The organism is Pseudomonas putida, assembly GCF_001636055.1.
In the GTDB taxonomy this organism is placed as follows: domain Bacteria; phylum Pseudomonadota; class Gammaproteobacteria; order Pseudomonadales; family Pseudomonadaceae; genus Aquipseudomonas; species Aquipseudomonas machongensis.
The window spans coordinates 5202277-5218004 of sequence record NZ_CP011789.1; the positions used below are offsets into that span (position 1 = coordinate 5202277).

Below are 15728 nucleotides of genomic sequence, written 5' to 3' on the forward strand. Positions count from 1 at the left end.
TGTGCCGCAATCCTGCAGGGGATCAGTGGTGTTCGCGGGTCGCGCGGAACTGCACGTCAGGCCAGCGCTCTTCCATCAGCGACAGGTTGACCCGGGTCGGTGCCAGATAGGTCAGGTGGCCACCGCCATCGATGGCGAGGTTCTCCATGGCCTTGTTCTGGAATTCCTCGAGTTTCTTCTTGTCGTCGCAGGCAATCCAGCGTGCCGACCAGACGGTGATCGGCTCGTAGGCACACTCGACCTTGTACTCTTCCTTCAGGCGGCTGGCGACCACATCGAACTGCAGCACACCGACCGCACCGAGGATGATGTCGTTGCTGCGCTCGGGGAAGAACACCTGGGTCGCCCCCTCCTCGGCCAACTGCTGCAGACCCTGGCGCAGCTGCTTGGATTTCAGCGGGTCCTTCAGGCGCACACGACGGAACAGTTCCGGGGCGAAGTGCGGGATACCGGTGAAGCCCAGCGCTTCGCCTTCGCTGAAGGTGTCGCCGATCTGGATCGTGCCGTGGTTGTGCAGGCCGATGATGTCGCCGGCATATGCCTCTTCGAGCTGTTCACGCTCGGAAGAGAAGAAGGTCAGCGCATCGCCGATGCGCAGGTCCTTGCCCAGGCGCACATGGCGCATCTTCATGCCCTTCTCGTACTTGCCCGAGCAGATACGCATGAAGGCGATACGGTCGCGGTGCTTGGGGTCCATGTTCGCCTGGATCTTGAACACGAAACCGGTGAACTTCTCTTCCACCGGCTCCACGGTGCGCTCGTGCGCCACGCGTGCCAGCGGACGCGGTGCCCAGTCGACGACCGCATCGAGCACATGGTCGACACCGAAGTTGCCCAGGGCGGTCCCGAAGAACACAGGCGTGAGCTGGCCGTTGATGAACTCGTCCTGGTTGAACTCGTGGCAGGCGCCCTGCACCAGCTCCAGTTGCTCGACGAAGCCATCGTACTGGTCGCCCAGATGGGCGCGGGCCTCATCGGAATCCAGCTTCTGGATGATCTTGGCTTCGGTGCGCTCGTGGCCGTGACCCGGGGTGTAGACGATGATGTAGTCACCGGTGAGGTGGTACACGCCCTTGAAGTCGCGGTAGCAACCGATCGGCCAGGTGATCGGCGCGGCCTTGATCTTCAGTACCGCTTCGATTTCGTCGAGCAGTTCGATCGGGTCGCGGATGTCACGGTCGAGTTTGTTGATGAAGCTGACGATGGGCGTGTCGCGCAGGCGGCACACGTCCATCAGGGCGATGGTACGCGGCTCTACACCCTTACCGCCGTCCAGCACCATCAGCGCCGAGTCCACGGCGGTCAGGGTACGGTAGGTATCTTCGGAGAAGTCTTCGTGGCCGGGGGTGTCGAGCAGGTTGATCATGTGCTCGCGGTACGGGAACTGCATCACCGAGGTGGTGATGGAGATGCCACGCTGCTTCTCCATTTCCATCCAGTCGGAGGTGGCATGGCGGTCGGACTTGCGCGACTTCACGGTCCCCGCGACGGAGATTGCCTTGCCCATCAGCAGGAGCTTCTCGGTGATGGTGGTCTTACCGGCGTCGGGGTGGGAAATGATTGCGAAAGTGCGGCGCTTCGCGACTTCGGCGGCCTGGTTGGTCATGGGAAATCGCCTGACTGGGGATCGAAAAATGGGGCGATATCATACCTGAACTCGGGCTTGGACCAAAGCCGGCTGCACGAGTGATTGCAGAACCAGCCTCTTCGCGTGGCACGTCCGCGCCTACCGGTTTGCGATGCCCTGCCAAGAGGCCTGCCCAGTCCCTGTAAATTCGTGGCATCGCCCGAAAACGCTCCAGCTTAGTGTTTTCAACGCCTGCAGCGCGACAAATCGCATTTTTCACGCGCCTTTATCCTGCTTAGCCAGTGATTAACACTGGCCAAATGCCGCCTCAGATGGGAACCTTTACGCCCTCGGAGACGTCCACTCCCCTGCAACCCGTTTCGGTTCAGGGCTGGTTTCACCAGCATTCACGAGCCTGACGGGGCTCGACTCATGGCATGAACGCACTGCCTCGCAGGCGTCACGCTGCTACTCGCGAACACACCACCCGCCTCCCGCACGGGCCGGCTACGAAGAAGTGTGTCCGCCGACGACATAAGGAGTCCACCTGTGGCGAAACGCTACGGAAAAGGGCTGATGGGATGGGCCTGCGTGCTCGTCATCCTGGCCCTGCTGATCCACTGGATCGGCACTGACACGATCGCGCGTTACCGCGACGATCTTGGGTTTTACCTGCAAGCGCACCTGGTACTGGTGTTGGCTTCGATGGCGGCGGCGCTGGCCGTGGGCATCCCCGCCGGCATTGCGCTCAGTCGACCGCACCGGGTCGACAAAGCCGAGCGCTTCATGCAGTTCTTCAACGTTGGCAACACCATTCCCCCCCTGGCCGTTCTGGCCATTGCCCTGAGCATTCTGGGCATCGGCGCAGGTCCTGCGATCTTCGCGTTGTTTCTCGCCTCCCTGCTGCCCATCGTGCGCAACACCTACGAGGGCCTGAAAAACGTCCCCGCCTCGCTCAAGGAAGCCGCCACCGGCATCGGCATGACCCCGCGCCAGCAACTCTGGCAGGTGGAGCTGCCCAACGCCGTGCCGATCATCGTCGGCGGCGTGCGCGTGGCCCTGGCGTTGAATGTGGGCACCGCACCACTGGCGTTTCTGATCGGCGCCAACAGCCTTGGCAGCCTGATCTTCCCCGGCATCGCCCTGAACAACCAGCCACAGCTGCTGCTGGGCGCCGCCTGCACGGCGCTCCTGGCCCTGGTACTGGATGCCCTGGTGAGCTTCTCCAGCAAGCGCTGGCTGGAACGCGGCCTGGCCGGATAACAAGAGGGAACCCATGAAAAAGACAATCGCCTTGCTGCTGGGCGCGGCACTGCTATGCGCAGGTTTTGCCCAAGCTGCAGAAAAACCCCTGGTGCGCATCGGCGCGCGGGTGTTCACCGAGCAGACCGTGCTCGCCGAAATCACTGCCCAGTACCTGCGTGCCAACGGCTTCCAGGTCCGAGTCACCGGCGGGTTGGGCAGCAGCCTGGCGCGCCAGGCCCACGAAACCGGGCAGCTCGACCTGATGTGGGAGTACACCGGGGTATCGCTGGTTTCCTACAACCACATCGAGGAACGCATGCCCAGCGCCGAAGCGACCTACAACAAGGTCAAGGCCCTGGATGCGAAGAAGGACCTGATCTGGCTGACCCCCTCCAAATTCAGCAACACCTATGCCCTGGCCCTGCCACGCAAGGTCGCCGAAGCCTACCCGCAGGTCACCACCATCAGCCAGCTGAACCAGGTGCTGCAGGACGAACAGGCGCGCAAGCACCTGGTGGCGCTGGACACCGAGTTCGCCAATCGCCCCGACGGTCTCGATGGCCTGCAGGCGATGTACGGCATGCAACTGGGGCGCGCCAACATCCGCCAGATGGATGCGGGCCTGGTCTACACCGCCCTGCGCAACAACCAAGTGTTCGCCGGCCTGGTCTACACCACCGACGGCCGCCTCAGCGCCTTCGACCTCAAGCTGCTGGACGACGACAAGCACTACTTCCCCGACTACACCGCCGCGCCGGTGGTACGCAAGGCCGTGCTCGACGCCCATCCGCAACTGGCCGACCTGCTCAAGCCGCTGGCCGAGACGCTCGACGACGAGACCATGCGCCAGCTCAACGCCAAGGTCGATGTCGAGCACCAGAGCCCGTCCAGCGTGGCGGCCGCTTTCCTGCGTGAACATGCCTTCAGCGAGGTCGCGCGATGAACCTGATCGATACCTTCGCCCATCTCGACTGGGCCCTGGTCCTGCAACTGACCGGGCAACACATCATGCTGGTCGGCATCGCCGTCAGCCTGGCCATCGTCATCGGCGTGCCGCTGGGCATCCTGATGACCCGCTTCCCGGTACTGGCCGGCCCGCTGCAAGCCAGCGCCACGGTACTGCTGACCATCCCGTCGATTGCCCTGTTCGGCCTGCTGCTGCCGTTCTACAGCAAGTTCGGCCAGGGCCTCGGCCCGCTGCCGGCGATCACGGCGGTGTTCCTTTATTCGCTGCTGCCGATCCTGCGCAACACCTACCTGGCCCTGACCAACGTCGAGCCAGGCATCCGCGAAGCGGCACGCGGCATCGGCATGACCTTCGGCCAGCGCCTGCGCATGGTCGAGCTGCCCATCGCCGTACCTGTGATCCTCGCCGGCGTGCGCACCGCCGTGGTGATGAACATCGGCGTGATGACCATCGCCGCGACCATCGGTGCCGGTGGCCTGGGTGTGCTCATTCTCACCTCCATCAGCCGCAGCGACATGTCGATGCTGCTGGTCGGCGCCGTACTGGTCAGCCTGCTGGCAATCATCGCCGACCTGCTCCTGCAAACCCTGCAACGTGCCCTGACTCCAGAAGGACTGCGCTCATGATCGAACTCAAGAACCTCAGCAAGACCTTCAACGTCAACGGCAAGGACGTCAAAGCCGTCGACTCGGTCAGCCTCACCGTCAACGAAGGCGAAATCTGCGTGTTCCTCGGCCCTTCTGGCTGCGGCAAGAGCACCACGCTGAAGATGATCAACCGCCTGATCACCCCGACCTCCGGCCAGGTGTTCATCAATGGCGAGGACACCACCGGCCTTGACGAAGTGACCCTGCGCCGACACATCGGCTACGTGATCCAGCAGATCGGTCTGTTCCCCAACATGACCATCGAGGAAAACATCACCGTGGTGCCGCGCCTGCTCGGCTGGGACAAGCAGCGCTGCCATGACCGCGCCCGCGAGCTGATGAGCATGATCAAGCTCGAACCCAAGCAGTACCTCCAGCGCTACCCGCGCGAACTGTCGGGTGGCCAGCAGCAGCGCATCGGCGTGATCCGCGCGCTGGCGGCCGAGGCCCCGGTGCTGCTGATGGACGAGCCGTTCGGTGCGGTCGACCCGATCAACCGCGAGATGATCCAGAACGAGTTCTTCGAAATGCAGCGGGAGCTGAACAAGACCGTGATCATGGTCAGCCACGACATTGACGAGGCCATCAAGCTGGGCGACAAGATCGCCATCTTCCGCGCAGGCAAGCTGCTGCAACTGGACCACCCGGACACGCTGCTGGCGCACCCGGTGGACGACTTCGTCAGCAACTTCGTCGGCCAGGACAGCACCCTCAAGCGCCTGCTGCTGGTGCGCGCAGAAGATGCCGCGGACAACGCGCCGTCGGTCAGCCCCGAGACCCCGGTGAGCGAGGCGCTGGAGTTGCTCGACGAGCACGACCGCCGCTACGTGGTGGTCACAGATGCGGCGAACAAGGCGATGGGGTATGTGCGTCGGCGCGACATGCACCGCCAGCAAGGCACCTGTGGGGACTTCCTGCGATCGTTCAATGCCACCGCATCCCATGACGAGCACCTGCGCATCCTGTTGTCGCGCATGTACGAGTTCAATCGGGCCTGGTTGCCGGTGCTGGATGCCGAGCAGGTGTTTCTTGGCGAGGTGACCCAGGAGTCCATTGCGGCCTACCTGAGTTCCGGGCGCTCGCGCGGGGCCAAGACCAGCATCGTGTCGCCTGCCGAGGCGGTGGCGCTTTAGATTGCCGGGGGCGCTTTGCGCCCCGGCAATGTCGAATCAAATCCTGGATAGGTAGTGCTTGTACGGGCCTATTCGCGGGCAAGCCCGCTCCTACAGGGATTGCGCTGGACCCTGTGGGAGCGGCGGTGCGGCGATCCGACTTGCCCGCGAATGGGGCGACTCGGTATCAGAACCCTACACTGGCCTGCACATAGAAAGTGCGCGGCTCACCCACGTACAACCCCGCGTTGTTGTCGCTGGAACGGGTGTAGTACTGCTTGTCGAAGATGTTCTTCACCCCCGCCGCCAGCTTCAGGTTCGACAGCTGCGGGCCGAAGTCATAACCACCACGCGCATGCCAGGTCACATAGCCCGGAATGTTGCCGTACTGTCCATCGGCGCTCGGCTGGGTGATGTAGTTGCCGGTGAAGCTGCCGTCGGCATTGACCCCGGTGCCCGGTGCGCGCTGCTTGGATTGGGCATAGGCATCCAGGTTCCAGGTCCAGCGGTTGATCTGGTAACGCAGCCCGGCCGTGGCCACCTGGCGCGAGTAGAACGGCAGGTCGCGGCCCTTGAAGCCAGGGATCTCACCTTCATAGGTGGCACGGGTGTAGGTGAAGCCGGCGTTGGCCGACAGGCCGTCCAGTCGCGGATCCAGGCCGGCCAGGTCATAGCGCACCGATGCCTCGATACCCTGGTGCTTGGTCGCGCCCAGGTTGGTCCAGCCCACGTCGTTGCTGATGTACTGCAGTTCGTCGTCGAAGTCGATGTAGAACGCAGTCAGCTCGCCAGCGAAGTGGCCGTCGTCATAGCGGGTACCGATCTCGTAGGTCTTGGCTTTCTCCGGCTCCAGGCCGTTGGCGGTGTTGTCACCCGAGCCGCCCTGGCCCAGCTGGAAGTACTGCAGGCTACCGAACGAGGTCTCGTAATTGGCGAACAATTTCCACGCCTCGGACATGTGGTACATCACGCTCAGGGCCGGCAGCGGCTCGTTGCTGGTGATGCTGCGGTTCTTCTCCGGCACCGGGCGGTTGTTGGTGTCCAGCACCGGACGGTCGCGCCAATCGGTGTTGATGTGCTCGAAGCGGATGCCTGGGGTGATGGTCCAGTTGCCAACGTCGATCTTGTCATCGATGTAGTAGGCACTGGCCTCGGTACCGCCAGTACGGTCCTGGTAGACGTGGCCATCGGAGGTCGGGGTGACGGTCGGCACGTTGTCGATCAGCGCCAGGCGTGATGCCTGCTCGCGCATGGTTTCCTTCAGGTAGCGATAACCGACGCTGACTTCCTGGGTCACAGGCCCGGTGAAGAAGACCCGCGACACGCGTGGCTCGATACCGAAGGTGGTGTAGTTACGCGGGAACGACGACAGGGTGCGCTGGTCGCGGGCGGCAATGGCGCTGCCGCGGAAGCTGTCGGTGTAGTAGGTCAGCACTTCGAATTGAGTGGCTTCGTCGAGCTGGCGCTGCCACTTGAACGAGACGTCCTTGCGACGGCCGCTGAAGTAGTCGTAGTCGCGTACCGACTGGTAAGGATCGCGGTCGAACTGCGCCTGGGTCAGGCCACCGGGCATGTCGGCGCGGCCGTCATAGTAGTGGAAGTTGAGCCAGAACTCGTCGCTGTCGGTGGGTGCCCAGTGGGTCTTGAGCAGCACGTCATCGATGTCGTTGTCGTTGTTGCTGCGGCGGTAGCCGTTACCGTTGACGCCGGAGTACAGCAACGCGACGCCGATGCCGTTGTCGGCAGTACCGCCGACGAAGGCCGACTCGGTGTGTTTCCAGCCACCGTACCTGGAGGTTTCCAGGGTGGTGCCCAGCTCGGCCGTGGCTTTTTCAGGGATCGCCCGGGTGACGAAGTTGATGACCCCGCCGACGTTCTGCGGGCCATAACGCACCGAGCCTGCACCGCGGACCACGTCGATGCTGTCGAGGTTGCCCGAGGAGATCGGCGCCATCGACAACTGCGGCTGGCCATAAGGAGCAAAGGCCGCCGGCACGCCGTCGATCAGCACGGTCGAGCGTGGCGACAGGCGCGAGGTCAGGCCGCGCACCCCGACGTTGAGCGACAGATCACTGCCGCCGGTGCCGTTGGAGTCCTGTACCTGCACACCCGGGATACCACGCAGCGCGTCGCGCACGTTCATGGTGCCCTGCTCGACCATTTCCTGGCGGCGCACCACGGTACGCGCACCGGGGTGGTTCTGCACCACGGTCTGGTCGGCATCGCCCAACCAGTCACCCACCACCTTCACATCCGTAGGCGCCAGTTCCAGGCTACCGGTGGTCAAGGTGCCAGCGCTCTGCACCGGCTTGACCACCACGGTGTCCTGGGACATCTCGTAGGTCAGCCCGCTGCCTTGCAGCAACTGTTGCAGTGCCTGCTCGGGGGCCAGATTACCGGACACCGCCGGCGCCTGTTTGCCGGCCACCAGGTCCGGGCTGAAGAACAGTTGCAGGTTGGTCTGCTGGCCAAGCTGGGCCAAGGCCTGGGCCAGCGGTTGGGCCTGGATCTGGATGGCGGCCGGGGCCTGGGCGGCATAACCGTGGGTGGCAGCGGCGCTGACCGCCAGGGCTAGCGCCAGGCGGCGCAGATGAAGCAGGGGCTTGTTGTTGTTCACGTCTTCGATCAGTCCTGAAAGTCGGGATGAATGCCAACCGCATGCAAATGTAAATGCTTGGCAGTTGCAGCTGGCGGGGAAGACGAACGAGGCGAAAAAAACCTGAATTTATTTCGCGATTATTTCGCTGGAGCCGTCGGAGTGGGTTTTCACGGCCACCGGCAGGATGTTCGGCAGGGCCCGCAGCAGCGCATCCGGATCGTCGGTGCTGAAGGTGCTGGAAAGGCGCAGGTTGGCAACCTTGCCCGGTGCGACATACAGCGGATGGCGGCGGTAGCGCGAGACTTCACTGACCACTTCGGCGAGGGTGGCGTTATCGAACACCAGCTTGCCCTGGCGCCAGGCGGTGAGCGTGGCGGCGTTGATCGTGTAGGGCGCGGCGACCTTGCCCTGGTGGTCGATATGCGCGCCCTGCCCTGCCCCCAACTGCGCCAGCGAGCCCGCCGCGCCCTCGACCTTCACCGCCCCCTGCTCGACGGCAACCCGGGTCAGGCCGTTGTCCTGACGCACGTCGAAACGGGTGCCGGTAACGGTGACGCTGCCTTGCGCGGTATCGACCACGAACGGTCGGCTGCTGTCGTGGGCGACGCTGAACATCGCCTCGCCGGCCAGCAGCCGCAGTTGCCGGCGCCCGGCGCTGAACGCAACGTCGATGCGCGTGGCACTGTTGAGCTCCAGGCGCGAGCCGTCCGGGAGCTCGAACAGGCGCCGCTCGCCCGCCTGCGTGGCGAGCACCTCGTGGTGGTTCATTTGCTGGTACTGCCAGCCGCCCCAACCCAGGCCAAGCGCAGCCAGCGCCACCCCCGCGGCCAGGGCCTGGCGCAGCAGGCGCCTGCGCGGCAGTTGGCGCACTGGCTCTGGTTCCCACAAGGCTTCGAGGCGCTCGGGAGGGATGAAATCGGCTGCACACCACAACCTGCCGAGCAGTTCGTATTCCTGCCGGTGCTCGGGGCGCTCGTCCAGCCAATGCTGCAGACGCTCGCGCAGGGCGCTGTCATCGGGCGCGTCCTGCATGCGAACAAACCAGGCGGCGGCCTGTTCGCGCGGGTTGTCGGCGCCTTGCTGATTCATCGAAAGGGTCTCCTGACTCATCTGGTAGTCACGTCCAGGTGCTCACGCAGATGTCGGAGCGTGCGAATCATATACTTTTCGACCATGTTCTTGGTCAAACCCATGCGCTCGGCGATCTCGGCCTGGGTCAAGCCTTCGAGCTTCTGCCAGATGAACACCCGCCGACAGTTGACCGGCAGTTGCGCCAGCGCCCGCTCGACCGTGTCGGCCAACTCCAGCGCGTGCATATAGGCTTCCGGGTCGCCGCCATGGCCGGTGCCTTCATCGAACAGTTCAATTTCCAGGGCCTGACGGCGGTCTTCGCGACGGAAACCATCCACCGCAATATTGCGCGCGGTCTGGTGCAGATAGGCGCGCGGCTGCTCGACCTGCTCGCGCGGATTTTCCAGTACGCGGACGAAGGCATCGTGGGCGAGATCCTCGGCCTGCTGACGACTGCGCAACTTGCGCGTCCAGGTGCCGATCAGCTCGTGATAGTGGTCGAGAAAGCCTTTGTGTCCGGACACGGTCTGGCTCGTCAGGGAGGCGGGGACAAGAAGTCGCAAATAGTAATACTTCTTATTAAAAGCGGCAAATCGGCGTGTGCCTGTTCGACCGAGGGCATTTTTTCGCCTTGGTAACAAAAAATTTATCGATGGATTCCGGCACGGATGTACCCGCTCTGCGTGGCCATAAATATGAACACCCAAGTGCTTTTCGCGAACGAGTACGGCGCCGCCAAAACACCGTGACGCCTATGAAAACGGGTTCGCTGGCGAACGGGCCGACATGCTCCATTCCACAATTCTTTACGCTGGAATTGGCCTGGGGAACATCTGCCGGTCACACGAGTCGGTTATTCAAATGGCTGCTCGTCGATTGCACCGGAACACGCCGGGATTGCGGGTTGATTCTGCATTCCTCACGCCCTAAAGTGCGCGCCGAACGTCCATGCTGGAAACGATCCATCCGGCTCAAGTACTGACGACGAGACAGCAAGGCCGCCGCTTTTTACAGCGACCTTTTTGCTTTCGGCGACATGCCTTGGGAAGTAGGCGAACCAAAGTGGGGATACGGAGGACGTTCAGTTTGCAGCCACTTATCTTTTCAGTTTGCCCATGGAGTCCCTAAGCATGTCGATCCAGGTCGAAGACTATTTCGCGCGCGATACCTTCCAGAAAATGAAGGCGTTCGCCGACAAGCAGGAAACCCCGTTCGTACTCATCGACACCCAGATGATCAGCCAGGCCTACGACGACCTGCGCGCGGGCTTCGAATTCGCCAAAGTCTACTACGCAGTCAAGGCCAACCCGGCGGTCGAGATCATCGACCTGCTCAAGGATAAAGGCTCGAGCTTCGACATCGCCTCGATCTACGAGCTGGACAAGGTGCTGGGCCGTGGTGTCAGCGCCGACCGCATCAGCTACGGCAACACCATCAAGAAGTCCAAGGACATCCGCTACTTCTACGAGAAGGGCGTGCGTCTCTACGCCACCGACTCCGAAGCCGACCTGCGCAACATCGCCAAGGCCGCGCCGGGCTCGAAGGTGTACGTGCGTATCCTCACCGAAGGCTCGACCACTGCCGACTGGCCGCTGTCGCGTAAATTCGGTTGCCAGACCGACATGGCCATGGACCTGCTGATCCTGGCCCGCGACCTGGGGCTGGTGCCCTACGGCATCTCCTTTCACGTCGGTTCCCAGCAGCGCGACATCAGCGTCTGGGACGCGGCCATCGCCAAGGTCAAGGTGATCTTCGAGCGCCTGAAGGAAGAAGACGGCATCGAGCTGAAGCTGATCAACATGGGCGGCGGCTTCCCGGCCAACTACATCACCCGCACCAACAGCCTGGAAACCTACGCCGAAGAGATCATCCGCTTCCTCAAGGAAGACTTCGGTGACGACCTCCCGGAAATCATCCTGGAGCCGGGCCGTTCGCTGATCGCCAACGCCGGTATCCTGGTCAGCGAAGTGGTGTTGGTGGCGCGCAAGTCGCGCACCGCGGTCGAGCGCTGGATCTACACCGACGTGGGCAAGTTCTCCGGCCTGATCGAAACCATGGACGAAGCCATCAAGTTCCCGATCTGGACCGAGAAGAAAGGTGAAGCCGAAGAAGTGGTGATCGCCGGCCCGACCTGCGACAGCGCCGATATCATGTACGAGAACTACAAGTACGGCCTGCCGCTGAACCTGGCCATTGGCGACCGCCTGTACTGGCTGTCGACTGGTGCCTACACCACCAGCTACAGCGCGGTGGAGTTCAACGGTTTCCCGCCGCTGAAGGCGTTCTACCTGTAATACCCGAACGGGGCCGCAAGGCCCCGTTCTCGTTCGTGTCGTCCTGTACTGGCCCCTTCGCGGGTACAGCGCCAGATTTCAATGTGGCGCGGTCCCTGTGGGAGCGGGTTTACCCGCGAAGAGGCCAGTACAGGCGACATCATTCTTCGCGCCGCTCCAGTTCCTCGGCATAGCGCGCGGCAAAGCTCATCAGCACCGGCCCTGCGTTCTGTAACGTCACCAATGCACTGCGCAGAAAGCTCAGGTTGCCCTCCCCTCGCGCCCGCTCGAACCATGGCGCAGCCTCGGCGACCTCACCTCGCTCCACCAGCACCAGCGCCAAACTGAACATTCCGCGAAAATCCCCCGCCTCGGCCGAACGCCGATACCAGCGCACCGCCCGCACCGGGCTCGCGGTCGTGGCGATGCCCTGCTCCAGATAACGTCCGTACAGGTTCATCGACTTGGCATGCCCCATATGCGCCGCCTTCTCGTAGCAGAACAGCGCCTGCGCCTGGTTCACCGGCACTCCACGTCCGGTCGCCAGCAGGTTGCCCAGATTGTAGAGGCCCCACTCGGAGTCGGCATCGGCGGCCTGTGCGTAATGGATGGCCGCCTGGGTCAGGTCGATCTCCCCACCCCAGCCGTGCTCCAGGCAACGCCCCAGCATGTTGAAGGCCATGGCATTGCCAGCCTGCGCGGCAATGGCAAACCAATGCCGCGCCAAGCGTTCATCCTGTTCGATACCGTGCCCGTCGAGCAGGATCTGCCCAAGCAATGCCTGCGCCTCGACCACACCTTGCCCCGCTGCGGCAAGAATCGCCTGGGCGGCCTTGCCAGGGCTGTGCTCAAGCATGGCCTTGAGCCCGGCGACATCGACCACGTCCTCACGGCGCAACTGATACGACATGCTCAAACCTCCGCCCAGCGACGCAACAGGTTGTGGTAGGTGCCGGTCAGTTGCAGCAGCGACGGATGATCGGGCACATCGGCACCGAGCTGGCGTATGGCGTTGTCCATCTCGAACAGCAGCGTGCGCTGGCCATCGTCGCGCACCAGGCTCTGGGTCCAGAAGAACGCCGCGTAACGCTCGCCACGGGTCACCGGGTTGACCTTGTGCAGGCTGGTGCCTGGATACAGCACCATGTCGCCTGCCGCCAGCTTGACCTGCTGCACACCGTAGGTGTCCTGGATCACCAGTTCGCCGCCGTCGTAGCTGTCCGGCTCACTGAGAAACAGCGTGGACGAAAGGTCGGTGCGCACCCGCTCGGGGCTGCCCTTGGGCTGGCGCAATGCATTGTCGATGTGGAAGCCGAAGTTGCCACCCTCGCGGTAGCAATTGACCAGCGGCGGGAACACCTTGTGCGGCAACGCCGCCGACATGAACAGCGAATTGCGCCATAGCCGGTCGATCAGCGCGCTGCCGATCTCCTTGGCCAGGGCGTGGCCTTCGGGCAGTTGCAGGTTGTGCTTGGCCTTGGCCGACTGGTAGCCGGCAGTGACCTTGCCATCAGCCCAGTCAGCCTGTTCCAGCGCCTGGCGGATGCGGGAAATCTCGTCGGCGTCGAACAGGCCGGGGATGTGCAGAAGCATGCGCGGGTTACCTGGCAGAGGGCAAAGGCCCCAATGATATTGATTGCCTTTTGCGACAGGCAAGTGCCGTTTGGGCAATCACTTTGATACAGATGGCGGGCGCAGACGCATGAACCCGGAAAAACCGTAAGGGCAAAATGTAAAGATTGTAAGTTTCTTGCGAATGGTAACGAGTCTCAATTGTTACTTACAATTGCTTACATTAACATCCGCGGCCTTCACACCTTGGGGAAGGTCAAAAACAACATGCGCCATGTACCATCCGCTGTCAGCTCTCCACGCCTGCTCACCTGCGCCATCGGCGTCGCCATCAGCGCGACCTCGGCCTATGCCGCCGACCCCGCAGCCCAGCCCGTGACGCTCGACGCCACCAGCGTCAACGGCAAGGCCGAACAGGCGAGCACCGAGTACAAGGTCGAGAAAGCCTCCTCGCAGAAATACACTGCGCCGCTGGTGGACACCCCGCGCTCGGTCACGGTGATCCCGCAGCAGGTGATCAAGGACACCAACGCCCTGAGCCTGCAGGATGCACTGCGTACCGTACCAGGTATCACCTTCGGTGCCGGCGAAGGCGGCAACCCGCAAGGCGACCGCCCCTTCATCCGCGGCTTTGACGCCCAGGGCGATACCTACCTGGACGGCGTGCGCGACACGGGTGCACAGACACGCGAGATCTTCGCCATCGAATCGGTGGAAGTGGCCAAGGGCCCGAACTCTGCGATTGGCGGGCGCGGCGCGGCAGGCGGCACCATCAACCTGGTGAGCAAGCGCGCCCACCTGGGCAACTCGCTCGACGGCGCCTGGACCTGGGGCAGCGACCAGACCCAGCGCTACACCTTCGATGGCAACTACCAGTTCAGCGACAGCGTGGCCGGGCGCCTCAACCTGATGACCCACGAGAGCAACGTCGCCGGGCGCGACAAGGTCAATTACGACCGCTGGGGCATCGCCCCGTCGCTGGCCTTCGGCCTGGGCACCCCGACCCGCGTCAACCTCGACTACTACCACCTGGAAAGCGACGACCTGCCGGATTCGGGCATCCCCTACACCGTACCGGCCGGCGGCACCGGCGCCCGTACCTCGGCCAACCCGAGCAAGCCTTACGCAGGTGGCGACCACGACAACTTCTACGGCCTGACCGGCCGCGACTTCCGCAAGTCGCGGGTAGACATCGCCACCATCGCCGTCGAACACGACCTGTCGGACTCGCTGACCATCAAGAACACCCTGCGCCACGGCAACAGCATGCAGGACTACATCCTCACCCAGCCGGACGACAGCAAGGGCAACGTCAACAACGGCAGTGTCTGGCGCCGCGCCAATACCCGCGTAGGCAATACCGCCACTACCACCAACCAGACCGACCTGTTCGGCGAGTTCTACCTGGGCGGCCTGAAGAACAGCTTCTCCACCGGCATCGAACTGAGCCGCGAAGAAAGCGAACGGTCCTCCTACAACGTCAACACCGACACCACGCCAGCCTCGCCCGGCAACGCCAGCACCAACTGCACCCCGGGCATGATCGTCTCCAGCGGTTACAACTGCACCTCGCTGAGCAACCCCAACCCGGACGACCCGTGGAACGGCGCGATCTCGCGCAACTACGCAGGCACCACCACCAACAGCAAGACCCGCGCGCTGTACGTCTTCGACACCCTCGAACTGACCCCGCAGTGGCTGCTGAACATGGGCCTGCGCTACGACCACTTCGACACCGACTACAAGACCTACACCGCAGCCGGCGCCACCACAGCCAAGGGCCGCGACAAGAGCGAGTTCCTCACCGGCCAGTTGGGCCTGGTGTGGAAACCGGCCGACAACGGCAGCATCTACGTGTCCTACGCCACCTCCGCCACGCCACCGGGCGCGATGCTCGGCGAAGGCCAGGAAGGCAACCCGCTGCCGGGCACCCCGGACCGTTCGGGCAACCTGCTGTCCAGCGACCTGGAACCCGAAGAAACCACCAACTACGAGATCGGTACCAAGTGGGACCTGCTTGACCAGCGCTTGTCCCTGGCCGCTGCGCTGTTCCGCACCGAAAAGGAAAACGCCCGCGTCCAGGTGAACACCACCACCTACGAGAACGTCGGCGAAACTCGCGTGCAGGGCATCGAGCTGTCGGCCAGCGGCAAGCTCACCGACAAGTGGCAGGTGTTCGCCGGCTACACCTATATGCAGGCACGCCAGATCGACGGTGGCCCGCTGGGCAAGGCCAACGACGGCAACCAGCTGCCGAATACGCCGAACAACAGCGCCAGCCTCTGGACCACCTACGCCATCACACCGAAGCTGACCGTTGGCGGCGGCGCCTTCTATGTGGATGACGTGTATGGCAGCGTGGCCAACACCACCATGGTCGACAGCTACGTGCGCTACGACGCCATGGCAGCGTACAAGCTGACCAAGAACGTCGATCTGCAACTGAACGTGCAGAACCTGACCAACGAGGTGTACTACGACAAGGCCTTCTCCACCCACTTCGCCAACCAGGCGGCCGGGCGTACGGCGCTGCTGACCACCAGCGTGCATTTCTGACCTGAACGCCCTGGCGTCTGCCAGGGCCCCATCGCGGGACAAGCCCGCTCCTACAGGGACACCACAATCCTCAAACCTGTGGAACACCTGTGGGAGCGGGCTTGCCCGCGAAGAGGCCG

At 63.3% G+C, this 15728-nt stretch carries 12 protein-coding genes; 6 read left to right on the forward strand and 6 right to left on the reverse strand.

All coding sequences use genetic code 11. From position 1 onward, the window contains the following. Positions 1-22 precede the first annotated feature (22 nt). On the reverse strand, positions 23-1606 hold the full coding sequence (locus AB688_RS23400; protein WP_054892572.1) for a peptide chain release factor 3: 1584 nt from the start codon (positions 1604-1606) through the stop codon (positions 23-25). A 510-nt stretch (positions 1607-2116) separates the two neighbouring features. Between AB688_RS23400 and AB688_RS23405 the strand changes: the two genes are divergently transcribed. From AB688_RS23405 to AB688_RS23420, 4 genes are read left to right on the forward strand one after another with little or no spacing between them, the layout of a single operon-like run. Next, positions 2117-2830, forward strand: a complete 714-nt coding sequence (locus AB688_RS23405) for an ABC transporter permease (protein WP_054892571.1) — start codon at positions 2117-2119, stop codon at positions 2828-2830. Positions 2831-2843: 13 nt separating this feature from the next. Continuing rightward, complete coding sequence (locus AB688_RS23410) at positions 2844-3755, forward strand: glycine betaine ABC transporter substrate-binding protein (RefSeq protein WP_054892570.1); 912 nt, start codon at positions 2844-2846, stop codon at positions 3753-3755. Further along, positions 3752-4405, forward strand: coding sequence for an ABC transporter permease (locus tag AB688_RS23415; RefSeq protein WP_054892569.1), 654 nt, complete (start codon positions 3752-3754; stop codon positions 4403-4405). The genes AB688_RS23410 and AB688_RS23415 overlap by 4 nt, the downstream gene beginning before the upstream one ends. Then, positions 4402-5559, forward strand: a complete 1158-nt coding sequence (locus AB688_RS23420; RefSeq protein ID WP_063546056.1) for a betaine/proline/choline family ABC transporter ATP-binding protein — start codon at positions 4402-4404, stop codon at positions 5557-5559. The genes AB688_RS23415 and AB688_RS23420 overlap by 4 nt, the downstream gene beginning before the upstream one ends. A 166-nt stretch (positions 5560-5725) precedes the next feature. Here AB688_RS23420 and AB688_RS23425 read toward each other — a convergent pair whose 3' ends face one another. The 3 genes from AB688_RS23425 to AB688_RS23435 all read right to left on the reverse strand — a co-directional run bounded on the left by AB688_RS23425 (position 5726) and on the right by AB688_RS23435 (position 9732). Further along, positions 5726-8155 carry a TonB-dependent siderophore receptor gene (locus AB688_RS23425; protein WP_054892567.1) on the reverse strand — a complete coding sequence of 810 codons (2430 nt, stop codon included), beginning with the start codon at positions 8153-8155 and terminating at the stop codon, positions 5726-5728. A gap of 108 nt (positions 8156-8263) precedes the next feature. Further along, the gene (locus tag AB688_RS23430) at positions 8264-9226 is read right to left on the reverse strand and encodes a FecR family protein (RefSeq protein ID WP_063546057.1); all 963 of its coding nucleotides are present in this window, start codon (positions 9224-9226) and stop codon (positions 8264-8266) included. Positions 9227-9243: 17 nt separating this feature from the next. Beyond that, the gene (locus AB688_RS23435) at positions 9244-9732 is read right to left on the reverse strand and encodes a sigma-70 family RNA polymerase sigma factor (protein ID WP_063546058.1); all 489 of its coding nucleotides are present in this window, start codon (positions 9730-9732) and stop codon (positions 9244-9246) included. 606 nt (positions 9733-10338) lie between these two features. Between AB688_RS23435 and AB688_RS23440 the strand changes: the two genes are divergently transcribed. Further along, a complete protein-coding gene (locus AB688_RS23440; protein ID WP_054892564.1) occupies positions 10339-11502 on the forward strand; it encodes a type III PLP-dependent enzyme in 1164 nt (387 codons plus the stop codon). Positions 11503-11641: 139 nt separating this feature from the next. Here the strand turns inward: AB688_RS23440 and AB688_RS23445 are convergent, their stop codons facing one another. Continuing rightward, positions 11642-12391 carry a tetratricopeptide repeat protein gene (locus AB688_RS23445; RefSeq protein ID WP_063546059.1) on the reverse strand — a complete coding sequence of 250 codons (750 nt, stop codon included), beginning with the start codon at positions 12389-12391 and terminating at the stop codon, positions 11642-11644. A 2-nt stretch (positions 12392-12393) separates the two neighbouring features. After that, the gene (locus AB688_RS23450; protein ID WP_063546060.1) at positions 12394-13074 is read right to left on the reverse strand and encodes a Fe2+-dependent dioxygenase; all 681 of its coding nucleotides are present in this window, start codon (positions 13072-13074) and stop codon (positions 12394-12396) included. A 246-nt stretch (positions 13075-13320) separates the two neighbouring features. Here AB688_RS23450 and AB688_RS23455 point away from each other — a divergent pair, with 246 nt between their 5' ends. After that, positions 13321-15609, forward strand: a complete 2289-nt coding sequence (locus AB688_RS23455; RefSeq protein WP_063546061.1) for a TonB-dependent receptor — start codon at positions 13321-13323, stop codon at positions 15607-15609. The last annotated feature ends 119 nt before the right edge of the window (positions 15610-15728 follow it).

Coding starts and splice junctions, on each gene's coding strand:
- AB688_RS23400 (WP_054892572.1), bottom strand. CDS start 1,606: ATGACCAACCAGGCCGCCGAAGTCGCGAAGCGCCGCACTTTCGCAATC.
- AB688_RS23410 (WP_054892570.1), top strand. CDS start 2,844: ATGAAAAAGACAATCGCCTTGCTGCTGGGCGCGGCACTGCTATGCGCA.
- AB688_RS23415 (WP_054892569.1), top strand. CDS start 3,752: ATGAACCTGATCGATACCTTCGCCCATCTCGACTGGGCCCTGGTCCTG.
- AB688_RS23420 (WP_063546056.1), top strand. CDS start 4,402: ATGATCGAACTCAAGAACCTCAGCAAGACCTTCAACGTCAACGGCAAG.
- AB688_RS23430 (WP_063546057.1), bottom strand. CDS start 9,226: ATGAATCAGCAAGGCGCCGACAACCCGCGCGAACAGGCCGCCGCCTGG.
- AB688_RS23440 (WP_054892564.1), top strand. CDS start 10,339: ATGTCGATCCAGGTCGAAGACTATTTCGCGCGCGATACCTTCCAGAAA.
- AB688_RS23445 (WP_063546059.1), bottom strand. CDS start 12,391: ATGTCGTATCAGTTGCGCCGTGAGGACGTGGTCGATGTCGCCGGGCTC.
- AB688_RS23450 (WP_063546060.1), bottom strand. CDS start 13,074: ATGCTTCTGCACATCCCCGGCCTGTTCGACGCCGACGAGATTTCCCGC.
- AB688_RS23455 (WP_063546061.1), top strand. CDS start 13,321: ATGCGCCATGTACCATCCGCTGTCAGCTCTCCACGCCTGCTCACCTGC.